Here is a 12,575-nt window from a genome sequence, read left to right on the forward strand (position 1 = left end):
CACTTGTATATTAGAAATAGTTCGTCGTGTGGTATCCAAATTCCTTTAAAATTTATGAAAAAGTCTCCCTATTTTCGGGAGACCTAAGTAGTAACGGAAAATCGTACAAAGCAACTCGAATCGGGCTCAAACAGCGGACGTTTGTAGGGAAAATCGTACAAAGTAGCTCGGATCAGGCTCAAACGGCGGACGTTTGTAGGGAAAATCGTACAAATTCGCTACCGATAGCACGTTCGTCGTTACCGCGCTCCTTCCGGAAGCTTGACCCCTTTAATCATCAGCCACAGCGGCAGCGCAAGCTCGAACACGGCTCCCGGAATGTACAGCAGCATTCCGTCATGGCCCATCAGTTCCGTAATCGCGCTAGCCGACAAAGCCGCATAACCTATGAAGCCCAGCACGGACAATACGCGTGGAACGAGCCTGAACCGATACAGCAAATAGCAGAAAAATAAGCTGTATACCCCGAGTGCCAGCATGCCCAATTGAAATGCGTAAGTACTTCCCTCTTTAATAAGCGTCCCCAACACGTGAAGATCAGACGAAACGTCGGCTGCAGCATATTCCCGGCTTAAAGCGACAAGCAGCAGCGGACCGACGGAGCCGACAAGCAGCAAAACTGCCTCAATCACTCGAAATCCTACGTATCCCAGCGCGATTTTTTCGTTACATAGCTTTAAAATCGGGAACAGCGCAATCGCGATACCGACAACGGAGACGGAGTTAATGAACTCCAGCACCACCCCCAAGACGATCCGGCTTTGATAATCTGCGGCGCGTTCCAGATAATCGGAAGCGCCTAAAACCGATTCGATAAGCGCATTCCCCGACATGTATGCAGCCGTTGCCACCAAAAACAGCACACCAGCAAAGGCCGTTGATTTCCTATACGTATCCATAATTCCCCTCCCGTTAATAGGCGGACCGTTCCGCCTCGTTAACCTGAATTGTATCCCCCGGAAGGTTAGAGCTTGTAGCTACTAAAGTATCGATCTGAGCTAGAGCGTTTGTATGGACAACCCGTATCTTCCGTGCAAAAAGTCGTAACTTTCATCCATTGCCGTTTCCGAAGAGTCCGGTGTAATCTAAAATGGCGAAAAAAGATAATGATAATCATTATCAAATGGTGTACAGTACAGATAGAACAGGAGAATGCAACGCCATGAACAGACTGCCTTCCTTTGTATCGACAACCGCCTTATTCCTTGCACTGATTATTTTGCTCGCCGCCTGTAGCCCCTCTGCCACGCAATCGCGCTCCGAAGCGCAGCCCGAGGGAAGTGCGAATAACGGCGCCGCATCCGAAGCCTCTCCGGCGTTCAAAAAGTATAAAGACTTTCAGGACAAGACAACCGAGATCCCCGTCCATCCGCAAAGGATCGCCGTGATTGCCGGATCGGGAGCCATTATCGACGTTAAGGAATTGGGATTCCAGCCGATCGCCTATCCGCATCGTTATATGAGCAATTCCAGCATTCTCAAGTCGACTCACGAGAGCTTAAGCGTCGCAGCGCCCGATATAGGCATGCCCACCAATCTGGAGCAATTAGCAGCGCTCGAACCCGACCTGATGATTATGGGCTACGAGACACAGGACAACGAATATAACATGCTCCAGAAAATCGGCCCTGTCGCCGCTTTCGACGAATCTGTGCCGCTGCAGCAGCGAATTACCGTTATCGGTGAAATTCTCGGCAAACAAACAGAGTCCGAGGCGATCCTGTCCGACTTAGAGCAGAAAACCCGTTCGATGTGGCAGCAGGTTCGCGAGCAAGGGAAAATAGCCGAGGGAGAGACCGCGGCTGTCGTCGTCTATTACTGGAATAAGAAAATGTACCTGATGAAAAACTTCGGCGTATTCGACCTAATCAATCATCCTATGGGATTCAAAATGTCGGACAAGGTGGCTTCACTGTCGTCGTCTTCCCCTTCTCCTTATATCGAAATTACAGAGGAAGCGCTGCACGACGTATTGATCGCCGATCGTCTGTTCCTGCTGTACGACAGCAACGCCGATGCCAAAGAAGGCTTTAAGCAATTGAAGCAGAGCAAGGTTTTCCAGAGTTTACCGCCGGTTAAAAACGGAAAAATCCATTACATCCCGCTCGAATATAACGACAATGATTTGATTACTACTCGTAAGCTCGTCGACGTCTTTCCGCAGATACTGGACAGCGAGATGTTCGAGTAAGCAACAGGAGAGCAAGCCTATGTTTCTACCTTCTTCAAACGGCCGATCGGCATCTCCGTTAACGTTCGTTCTAACGGATGCCCTTCGCCTGACGTGCGAAGGCCCGGAATCTCTTACTCTTGAAAAGACCGACGATCTTCGCCTCCTTCTGGTGCTTCAGGGCACGCTGGAGGCGAAGATCGAACAGCGAGCGCAATCGGCAGGCCCCGGGGTCTGCCTCTTGATCGTTTCCGGCAGCGATGCCTCGCTGATTAGCCAGGGGGCCGGATGCGACGTATGCCTTCTCTCCTTTACCGCACTAAACGCCCGCGCCAACGGCTCCGCTGTACAGCGGATATTACAGCTGCTGTCCGGCAGGACGAAGCTCCCTGCGGCCGTTCTTCATGAATATGCCGATAGTCTGAAATGCGAGAATCGTCATCAGGACGGACTTCCCCGGCTCGGTCGACAGAGCCGGTTTCTTTCCCTGCTCTCTTTGCTTCTGGAGCAATGCGTTCTCGAGGAGAAGAAGCAGCTCTGCGATCCGAAGCATGCCGTGAAGCAAACGTTAAGCTTCATGCAAAAAAACTATTCGTTAAACCTCACCATACAGCAACTGGCGGATATGGCGCGGCTTCCGCGTTGGCAATACCTGCGCGTGTTCAAGAAAATGACCGGCAGCAATCCGAGCAGCTACATGACCCGATTGAGAATCGAACAGGCCAAAAGGCTGCTGAGCGACTCCGACGGGCAAGTGTGGGAGGTGGCCCACCGCGTAGGCTACCAGGACGAGCACTATTTCAACCGCAGATTCAAGCTTGCAACCGGAATATCTCCCGGCCAGTACGCCCGAATCTATGCCCACAGGCCCGACGCGACGGACCGCCGGGGAACCCCGCATCGTTTTCACGCACCGGCCGAACGTATCGTCTACGACGATGCCGGCACTCTGGGCGACTTGCTCGCATTGGATATCGCCCCGGTTGGAGCCAATTTGCGGTTTTGCGACAACGACTCGTTTACCGACAAAATTCAGTCCACCCAGGAGATCGGTTTTCCTCTCAATCCGGACAAGATCCGTACGTTAAATCCCGATCTCGTCCTATTGAGCCGTTACGGGAGCGATCGGCATCCGGAGCTGTCCGCGATCGCGCCGACAATCGGACTGAACGAATATGCCCCCATGCATCTGCGAATGCAGAAGCTTGGAGAAGTGCTCGGCATTCGCGAGAGAACCCGGCAATGGCTCGACGCGTACGACATGCGCCGCGAGAAACTGTGGCATCGGCTCCAATCCCGCAAGGCGCGCCACGAATCGGCGACGGTTCTGTTCTATGACTGCAACGGAAGGCTGTATTTGCTTCATCGGCTTCGCGGGCTGGCCAAGCTGCTGTACCACCCCCTTGGGTTCCGCATGGACGAGCGCGTTCAACGCCTGCGTCCCGCCCGCGGTCATTACTACATTTCAATTGCCTCTGATCGTCTAAGCGAATACGCCGTAGGCGATCGGCTATTCGTTTTTACGCATCCCGGTCGGCATACTTCCGACTCGTTGTCGGAGCTTAACCGATGGCCGGGCTGGAATCGGCTGCCCGCCGTTCAGGCGGGCAAAATCCACTATCTGGATTCTTTCTGGAATTCGGACGACGCGTTTACGAGTCAATTGACGCTGGAACGGTTTCCGGATCTATGGTCATAAAGACTATTCAATAGAGGAGTGAAACTACGATGCCGTTTAGTTCCTTGCCCCCTTCTCCCGCCCCGCATCCTTACGCCATTCCTATGCGGATTGTTGAGCTTGCCGAATATGCTGCATCCGGACCCCTGGAACCGATGCCGAACCGTTCCCAGCTTCTCGTTGTTTGGGGAGGCAAAGGGGCTCTGCATCTCTACGAGCATCCGCACAAAGTAGCTCGCGGATTTGCGCTGCTTGGCCGCTCCGCATCGCAGGCTGTCGCTATCGGGCTCGGCACTTCCTTACAGGGCCTCTATATCGAATTCGTTCACTATCCGCCAAGCGCCGCGGATAATCGCAATTCCGATCCGGAATTCGAAACGGTGCAGCGCTGCTCTGCCGATTGCATGAGGCTGGCCGCCGAGCTGTATGCCGCATGGCAAGAGCAGCCCGACGAGGGCGAGCCTTATCGAGTGCAGCTCTTGTTCAGCCGCTTGCTGTCCGAGCTTCGCCGGGAACTGTCGTCGACTCGGGTGGCGTCCGCGAACTGGTTATCCCGGGCGGTGCAGTTTATCGAAGCCAATTATACCGAGGATCTAACGAGGGAACAGCTGGCGGAGAGGGCAAACGTCAGTCCCGAGCACTTCTCCCGCGCGTTCCGCAAACATACCGGCCGCACCTTCATCGACTACTTGACGATGCTGCGGATTCGCAGCGCTCAAAGCCGCATTCTCGTGGACAATACGGCGTTGAACGCGCTGGCCCGTCAAGTCGGGTTCAAGGAAGGACTCTACTTGAGTCGCAAATTCAAGGACGTCGTCGGAATGTCCCCGACCGCCTTCAGGCGCAAGCCCAAGCGGATCGCCACGCTGAATCTGAATCATACCGGTATTCTGATGGCGCTCGGCCAAACGCCGGAGCTTGGCGTCTACACCTCCTGGCTGGAGAAAAACAAATCCAGAACGTCAGGGCATTCCGGCGTCTCGCTGAATCCGAACGGGCATACCCCGACCAGTTTGTACGATGCGGTGGCCGAAGCGCGCCCGGACATGATTATCCATTACAATACCGCAGCTGAGAACAGGAGTCTGCTTCCGCTTGCTCCCGTGATCGAGCTGCCGTTTCGCACGATGAACTGGCGGGAACAGCTGCTTATGATCGCCAATATGGTGGACAAAAGACGAGAAGCCGAGCAATGGCTGGCCCGCTACGACGAACTAGTCGACCGGATCAACCGGGCCTTGGACGAGAGGCTCGGCCAAAGAGGAACTGCTATCGTGTGGGAATTGGCGGGTGATAAGGCGTTTGCGTGCAGCGGCAGCTACGGAAGAGGCGCACATATTTTGTACGGGGACCTCGGATTTCGGCCCCCAGAGCCGGCCTTGTTCTCCCATGGTTACGTAGAGACATCGGTCGAGGAACTGTATTCGTATCCGTCAGATCATATTTTTATAACGGGGACGCCCTCCTGCCCGAAGTCCCGTCCTTTCCTCCGGCGCCTGTCCCAAGCTCCGCAGTGGTCGAGATTAGAGGCCGTCCGCAGCAACCAGCTGTATTGGCTGTATGAGGCCGACCTCTTCTGCGGCTATGATCCGCTCTCCACACAAGCTCAATTGAATATATTGGCGCGGCAGTTGCTGCCTGATCACAAATTTACATGAGCAAATGTCATTTCTGCTTGTAGTCGAACGATCGGATACCTTGTATAGTTTCATTGAGAATCATTATCGATTGCATACTGGAGGTATTCGCATTGCTGCATCATTTTTTGACCTCGCGTAAAATCGCTGTAATCGCAGCCGCACTCTGTCTCTCGCTTCTCGCCGCCTGCGGTTCGAACAATGTCGCGCCCGCCGCATCATCCTCGCCGCCGGCCTCCGAATCGGCTAAGCCATCCGCTTCGGAGAGCCCGTCCGCTGAACCGGAATTTAGGACGATCGACACCGTGAACGGCCCCATTCAAATTCCGATGCATCCGCAGCGTATCGTCGCGGAAGAGTATTTGGGCAGTCTGATCGTTTTGGACGTTATTCCTGTCGGCGCTCCCGGGCTGACGCTGCAAAATTATTACTTTAAGGAAGCTCTTACCGGCGTGGCCGATTCGGGAACGTATGGGTCTCCTTCTCCCGAAGTGATCACAAGCTTAAACCCGGATCTTATCATTACGGGCAACAAGGATGTGTACTCGACGCTGAGCAAGATCGCTCCCACTCTGGAAATCCCCTATGGACAATTAAAAAATGCCCATGAAGAGTTGACCTTCTTCGGCAAAGTACTCGGCAAGGAAAAAGAAGCCGAAGCGTGGTTAGCGGAATACGACCGCCGGATTGCAGAAGCCAAAGCCAAGGTCGATGCGGCGATTCCGGCCGATGCCACCTTCTCGATCATCGAAAGCACCGACAAGTCGATCTATGCGTACGGAGATAACTTCGGCAGAGGCGGTCAGCCGGTCTATCAAGCTCTCGGTCGCAAGCCTCCGGCTGCCGTGGCCGATCAAATTATGGAGAAGCAATGGGCGGAAATCTCTGCGGAGATGATCGGCGATTACTCAGGAGACTACATTGTGTTGACGGCTAACGACCGCACTGTGGAAGACTTCAAGAAAGACCCGATCTGGAGCAGCATCCCGGCAGTGAAGAACGATCGCCTGTACGTCTGGCCGGAGGAACGCTCGTGGTACTACGACCCGATCGCGGTGCTGGCTCAGACGGAGGAGCTGGCAGCCTGGCTCACGAAGCAGCAGTAGTAGCCCTGTGAATACGAAAAGCCCCGTTGCAGCATCGGCTGTTGCAACGGGGCTCTCTTCGTATCAGGACGGCGACATTGCGCTCTTAATCGACTCCGCGGCTGCTATTTTACGCGTCCCTCCTGCAGCTTTTTCCACACCGTCTTGTTGCTGTACTGCTTCATCGAGCTGATATCCGGGCCGAACCAGTCCGGTGCCTGGAACCCCAACGCCGCTTCCTCCGACTCGAATTCAATCTCCAGCACCCTGAGCTGAAGCTGGTCGTACGTATCGATCTCAATGGTCGTCCCGGCCCAGTCGGCCGTCGTTCTCACCTTGGTCAGAGGAATCGCTCCGGAAGCCTTACTAAGCTGCTCGTACAAGCTCTCCGAGATAGAATATTCGATTTCCTCGCGCACAAGACCGTTGCCGTTTTTGAACGTATGCGTGAATTCATGCTTCCCTGTAGCCATATCCCTGATTTTCCGAACTCTTAGCTCCTGAGTGTCGTCAATTGCCAGATAAGTTTGCTCAATATGCTGCTCCTTCACCGGAACAAGCACTCCCTCTTGTACCAGAGAATCGGGGAACTCCGCCAGCATAAACTTTCTTTCGATTTCCTTGGCCATTATCTAACCTCCGCTCTAAACCCTCGAATTGCCATACATCGACCCCACTATTATACCTGACATCGGCGCTCATTCGAATATGAGCCTCTGGTTGCTTCCCTTGCAGACACCTTTTGATTATTTTAGAGTAACCACTCACTTTTACATTGACACAGACAAGTATATCGATGTATTTTTAGTAAGTAATCACTCACTTTTAGTTCGGGAAAACGAATTGAGGTGCATCCGATTTGACTACCCGCAACCTATTTAACGAAATCTTGGCCGTTAAAAGCGCCCAGCGAACGGAAAAACAGCAGCGGATAGTCGAAGCCGCCATTCGCTTATTTGCCGAAAAAGGCTATTCCAACACTTCAACAGCGGAAATCGCTAAAGCCGCAGATGTGTCGGAAGCAAGTATTTTCAAGCAATATGGCACGAAGGACAAACTGCTGCTATCTCTTGTCGTCCCCTATATCAAAGAAATGTTCCCTTTCGAGGCAGATGAGACGATGAATCAAGTTTTTAGCAGTGCCTATTCGGACTTTGAAGCATTTCTCCGGGCACTCCTGAAAAACCGCATCGCATTCATAACGGAAAACAGAGACATATTTCTGGTTCTAATTAAGGAGATCATTTATAAGGAGGAATTGAAAAACGAGCTTTTCCCTTATATCGCCGAAGTAGCGGCAACTCGCTTAACGAAAATCGTTGAGCTGTTCCAGGAGCGCGACGAGCTGGCCGACATGCCCACCCGCAGTATCCTAAAGCTGCTGTTCACCGTCATTGGCGGTTTTGTGGCCTCCCGTTTTGTGCTGTTGAACCGGGAATCCATTGACGACGAGGAGGTTGAAGATGTCGTTCGCATGGTCTTGGACGGCATTCGGAAACTCCCTGCAAAAAATTCATAATGATTGTTTAAGGAGCGATTCGTTTATGCAAGCTATTAAGAACAAACTCGTACTGCTATCACCGATTGTCGCATTGCTAGTAATATTCGTTTTCTCGCTCACCCTTTTCCCATCCGTTCAAGCTCAGCCCAAAAATCTGCCGATCGCCGTCATCAACGAGGATCAGGGAGTGGAGATTCCTAACCAACCGAAGATGAATATGGGGCAAACGATCGTCGATATGATGCGGAGCAACGTTTCGTCGGCAGCCGGCGAGGAGCCCGCCATTAAATGGGTGGAAGTCGGCAGCGTCGAAGAAATGCAATCCGGGCTGAACAACCAGGAATACTATGCGGCGCTTGTCATCCCGCAAGACTTTAGCGCGAAGCAGGCTTCCTTGCGGACCGAGACGCCCGCTTCTCCCGAGCTGCAAATCTTCATCAATCAAGGTATGAATACGGCGGCTTCCACAATGGCTGGACAAATGCTGAACGGAGTCGTGGACACCCTTAACAATAATGTTCGCACTCAAATACTCGACGGCTTCCAAAAACAAGGAGCAACGCTGACAGTCGAGCAAGCGTCCCTTCTGGCAACCCCAATTGCCAAGAAGGTAACCAATGTCAACGAGATCGGTACGAAAAGCGCAAACGGCAACGCTCCCATATCCTTGTTCCAGCCGCTTTGGATGGCATGCATGGCGAGCGCGGCGATCCTGTTTCTCGGAATTAGCAAGCATACGGTCCAAAACCGCAGGGACACCCTGTCCGCTAAGCTCATTCAGATTGCAGCGGGAGCCGTTGTTGCGGTCGTCGTTGGCTTCGGATTGACATGGCTCGCAAAAGACATGGTGGGACTGCATATCCCGCAATTTACCGACACGGCGCTTTTCCTGACGATTACCTTCTTCAGCTTTTTCCTGATGATATCTGCCGTCGTGTCGTGGCTGGGCATTAAAGGAATTGCCATCTTTGCCTTAACCCTGTTCTTCGGCGCGCCTCTGCTTGCTCTGGCCCCGGAAATGATGTCGCCCTTCTATCGGGATTGGATCTATTCTTGGCTGCCGATGCGTTTTATGGTCGAGGGTCTTCGAGAGCTGTTCTTCTTCGGCCAGGGTCTGAACTGGAACGGCGCCGTATCCTCCCTCACCTGGATCGGCTTAACGAGCGCCGTCGTTATCGTGGCTTCCGTCTTGAAGCCTCGCTCCGTACCGGTACAGCAAAAAGCTTAAACCAATAGGAAAGCATGCGAATCGAGAGACTGATTGGCATGCTTTCCTGCCGTTCAAGAAAGTGACTTATTTTCTCGGCCAACGATTAGGTGTCACATATTGAAGCATCGTATGAAAGAGCGACGCCCACTGCTCCAGCGACAAGAAAGCCACGGCTTGTTCCCGATCAACTTTTGCGTTCTTTAAGGCCATTTTCAACTGAACCGGCGTAAAAATCCCTCTAAACGTATCAGCCACCGGCTGTTTCGGCTCACTCAGCGCATAAGCTGCGAATGCAATGAATTTATTCCCCTCTTTAGCGGACATGAGCGGATGATCCCTTCGGACAATTCGCACAATTGCCGCATCAACGCTCGGGGGCGGAGCAAAATGAGTGCGCGGCACCATCGTTCGCATCTCGAACTGAAAATTCATTCTCCACATCAACAATCGCGGGTCCATCGTAGAGCTTTTCGTAAACCTTCGGGCTGCCCCTTTTTCCAAAATCAAAGCTCCTCGTTGAAAGGCGTGGCCTTCGGCCCCCATCAGTTTCTCAAGAATGGCCGTGGTGATGGAAAACGGAATGTTCGCCACCACGCAGAATGGCTTGGCCGGCAGACCGATCTCTCTAATATCGCCTTGGATCAGTTTGATTTTAGGATGATTTTCCGCTTTTTCGCGCAGCGTCTTAACGAAATTCGCATCCATTTCAACCGCTATGACTCTGTCGACTTTCTCGGCAAGCGGAAAAGTAAGAACTCCCTTCCCTGCGCCAATCTCCAATACGGTATCCGTCGACCGCAAAAGTACCGTCTCCATAAGCTGCCTGATCGTTTGAGGATGATGCAGCAGGTGCTGGCCCGTAAAGTTTGGCCCGGAGATGCATTTCCTTATCGTTCTATGTTTCTTGTTTTGTCTGCGCATTGCCACATTCCTCCCGAGTTTGCATATATCCGCGAATCCAACATAAAAAAAACCGCAGGCATAGGCCTGCGGCGGAACGACGGAAATGGGATTGAATGGTTATGCGCATTCGAATAAACCGCTGTTCCTCTGTCGATGAGGACAACGATTGGCAGGGCTTTCCGTTGCAGATGATATTACGTCTTTGAAGAACGCAAAAAAGAGACAGACGCGCTGTCCCCTTCATCCCTATATGCAGCAGGATATCCTAAAATGGGCAGACCGATTCCGTTGTGCTCCGCACGCAGACAGAGCCTTTGTTCACTATTTAATTAGTGGCCAAAGAGACAGAACGCAATCTGAAATAATTTATAACACCCATTGTTAGGACAACCCTCCGATCCTCGAATTGAAGTTATTTTAGCACATCTCTGGATGCAAAGAAAGGCATACTGTCTCACTCACTGCCGTCAAAAAGATAAGAAATGGCTTAATATCCCTCTAGCGCGAAAGCGTTTCGCTTTTCAGGAGCCGCTCCGTTTCATCAATAAGCTTGCGCAACAGGCCTAAAGCTTCCCTTGAACTATCTTGTTCTGCTGTGAGCAAGGTGAAAATATGGTTTATTCTTTGAGAGTAGCTGTCCGGCACCGCTTTAAACGAATCGGCGATCGCGGCAGCCCCTTTCTCGTTCATCAAGCAGGTTTCGTTAATTGCAAACAAAACTTGATTCAAGCAGGCTACCGCTCTGAAACAACAGCCGGCGACATAAGACAAATCGTTTTTGTAGACTCCTTTATATCCGTTTTCGAGAGAAAACGACGCCTCCCAAAAAAATTTCTGTAGGGTTGCTTTTTGAAAAGCGGGCGGGTAAGGCGTTGTTCTGTTCTTCAGTTTATCTATAACGCCGGACGGGTCCCATAACACTTTACACGATGCGACTTCCGCAAAATAAATCGAGTTGACGAAGCCATGGGGATGCCCTGGCTGATAATCGATAGTGAGCTCTCCCGCAGCACACTGTTCGATCACTCGCGACACATTATTTTGATCGCGCAATAAAAAATCGACCGGTGTTTCACTCACCTTCAACCAGCCGCCGCCGTTAATCCAGGGTCCCCAGTCGCCAATCTCTGTCACTAAGTTGTCTCTATGCTCGTCATCGAGTACAGTCGCGACCCGGCGAAGCTCGGGAATGTCCAACCCTTTATCGGAATCGTAGTAAATCCCGATATCAATATCGGAGCTCGGTCCTTCAGTCCCTCTGGCTCTTGAGCCGCCAAGAACCAGTGCGCTTATCCCGTTGATGTGCTTTAAACTTTCGACTATATAAGAAATTGTGCTTTGCACACTCATCTCTCGCTCGCTCCCATCCGGAATTAGTATCCTTGAGCTTTCATAGCGGCGGCAACCGTGTGCTTCAATAACGTGGCGATGGTCACAGGACCTACTCCGGCGGGAACCGGAGTTATGGCGGATACATGCGGAAGGCATGCCTCATAATCCACATCGCCGATATTTCCCGGGTTGTATCCGGCATCCAACACAACAGCCCCGGGCTTAACCCAGTCGCCTTTAACGAAGCGCGGTTTCCCGACTGCTGCGACAACGATATCTGCCGCTCTCACAAACTCCTCCAGATTCACTGTCTTGGAATGACATGTGGTTACCGTCGCATCTTTGTTCAACAACATGGCCGATACAGGTTTGCCAAGAATGGGGCTTCTTCCGATGACTACCGCATGCTTTCCCAATACCGGCAAACGATAATGATCCAGAATGGCTATAATAGCAGCCGGAGTACAAGAAGGAAAAGCTGCAAAGCCGAATGCGTTCTGAGCAAACCCTTGCGTCGTTACCCCGTCTACGTCTTTTTCAATGGATATCGCGTCAAAAGCAGCGCGCTCATCGATATGGTGAGGCACAGGATGCTGCAGCAGGATGCCATGAACCCCCGGGTTCTCATTAAGCTGCTGAATCTCTCTAATCAACTGTTCGGTCGTTGTCTCTCCGGGCAATTCGATACGAACGGATTGGATTCCTAGCCTTTTGCAGGCATTTGCTTTCATCCGTACGTAGGTAGCCGAGGCAGGATCGTCGCCGACCAGAATCGTGGCCAGACAAGGAATGATTCCTCCCGCAATAAGCTTCTTTACATCGCCTTCTACGAGCGCCTTGATATTCGCGGCAACCTCATTACCATCCAGAATAAACGGCCTGATTGTCATACTCATCATCCCTTTCTCCCAGTTAAAAACATAAAGAGGCAAGGAAATTTACTCCTTACCTCTGCCCAGGCGACCGGCTGTATGAAGTATGCGCTCCCCCGTGGTACTCCACGTTTCGCCAGTTACGCATACCGAACATCTAATTGCATTCTGACAGAAATATTTTACA

11 protein-coding genes and 1 riboswitch are annotated in these 12,575 nt (G+C 52.1%); of the genes, 6 read left to right on the plus strand and 5 right to left on the minus strand.

Annotated elements, in window-relative coordinates; translation table 11 throughout:
* Positions 1 to 239 precede the first annotated feature (239 nt).
* A complete protein-coding gene (locus DFP98_RS30045; RefSeq protein ID WP_116064336.1) occupies positions 240 to 899 on the minus strand; it encodes a DUF4386 domain-containing protein in 660 nt (219 codons plus the stop codon).
* A gap of 263 nt (positions 900 to 1,162) precedes the next feature.
* Here DFP98_RS30045 and DFP98_RS30050 point away from each other — a divergent pair, with 263 nt between their 5' ends.
* From DFP98_RS30050 to DFP98_RS30065, 4 genes are all read left to right on the plus strand, one after another.
* Positions 1,163 to 2,191: an ABC transporter substrate-binding protein gene (locus DFP98_RS30050; protein ID WP_181918025.1), complete on the plus strand. Its 1,029-nt coding sequence runs from the start codon at positions 1,163 to 1,165 to the stop codon at positions 2,189 to 2,191.
* Between the two features lie 19 nt (positions 2,192 to 2,210).
* The gene (locus DFP98_RS30055) at positions 2,211 to 3,869 is read left to right on the plus strand and encodes a helix-turn-helix domain-containing protein (protein ID WP_116064338.1); all 1,659 of its coding nucleotides are present in this window, start codon (positions 2,211 to 2,213) and stop codon (positions 3,867 to 3,869) included.
* 29 nt (positions 3,870 to 3,898) lie between these two features.
* On the plus strand, positions 3,899 to 5,506 hold the full coding sequence (locus DFP98_RS30060; protein ID WP_116064339.1) for an AraC family transcriptional regulator: 1,608 nt from the start codon (positions 3,899 to 3,901) through the stop codon (positions 5,504 to 5,506).
* A gap of 92 nt (positions 5,507 to 5,598) precedes the next feature.
* Entirely contained in the window at positions 5,599 to 6,591 is a 993-nt protein-coding gene (locus DFP98_RS30065; protein WP_116064340.1) for an ABC transporter substrate-binding protein, read from the plus strand.
* Positions 6,592 to 6,695: 104 nt separating this feature from the next.
* Here DFP98_RS30065 and DFP98_RS30070 read toward each other — a convergent pair whose 3' ends face one another.
* A complete protein-coding gene (locus tag DFP98_RS30070; RefSeq protein ID WP_116064341.1) occupies positions 6,696 to 7,199 on the minus strand; it encodes a CYTH domain-containing protein in 504 nt (167 codons plus the stop codon).
* Positions 7,200 to 7,429: 230 nt separating this feature from the next.
* On the opposite strand from DFP98_RS30070, the gene DFP98_RS30075 reads away from it, so the two are divergent.
* Positions 7,430 to 8,089, plus strand: a complete 660-nt coding sequence (locus DFP98_RS30075) for a TetR/AcrR family transcriptional regulator (RefSeq protein ID WP_116064342.1) — start codon at positions 7,430 to 7,432, stop codon at positions 8,087 to 8,089.
* Positions 8,090 to 8,114: 25 nt separating this feature from the next.
* The gene (locus DFP98_RS30080; protein ID WP_116064343.1) at positions 8,115 to 9,299 is read left to right on the plus strand and encodes a YhgE/Pip domain-containing protein; all 1,185 of its coding nucleotides are present in this window, start codon (positions 8,115 to 8,117) and stop codon (positions 9,297 to 9,299) included.
* 66 nt (positions 9,300 to 9,365) lie between these two features.
* On the opposite strand, the gene erm is transcribed toward DFP98_RS30080, so the two are convergent.
* From erm to DFP98_RS30095, 3 genes are all read right to left on the minus strand, one after another.
* The gene (erm, locus tag DFP98_RS30085; protein WP_116064344.1) at positions 9,366 to 10,202 is read right to left on the minus strand and encodes a 23S ribosomal RNA methyltransferase Erm; all 837 of its coding nucleotides are present in this window, start codon (positions 10,200 to 10,202) and stop codon (positions 9,366 to 9,368) included.
* 480 nt (positions 10,203 to 10,682) lie between these two features.
* On the minus strand, positions 10,683 to 11,534 hold the full coding sequence (locus DFP98_RS30090) for a nucleotidyltransferase domain-containing protein (RefSeq protein WP_116064345.1): 852 nt from the start codon (positions 11,532 to 11,534) through the stop codon (positions 10,683 to 10,685).
* Positions 11,535 to 11,557: 23 nt separating this feature from the next.
* The gene (locus tag DFP98_RS30095; RefSeq protein WP_116064413.1) at positions 11,558 to 12,406 is read right to left on the minus strand and encodes a bifunctional 5,10-methylenetetrahydrofolate dehydrogenase/5,10-methenyltetrahydrofolate cyclohydrolase; all 849 of its coding nucleotides are present in this window, start codon (positions 12,404 to 12,406) and stop codon (positions 11,558 to 11,560) included.
* 56 nt (positions 12,407 to 12,462) lie between these two features.
* Positions 12,463 to 12,542: riboswitch (ZMP/ZTP riboswitch) on the minus strand.
* Positions 12,543 to 12,575: the final 33 nt, after the last annotated feature.

The sequence above is a fragment of the Cohnella phaseoli genome, from assembly GCF_003386235.1.
Taxonomy (GTDB): Bacteria; Bacillota; Bacilli; order Paenibacillales; family Paenibacillaceae; genus Cohnella; species Cohnella phaseoli.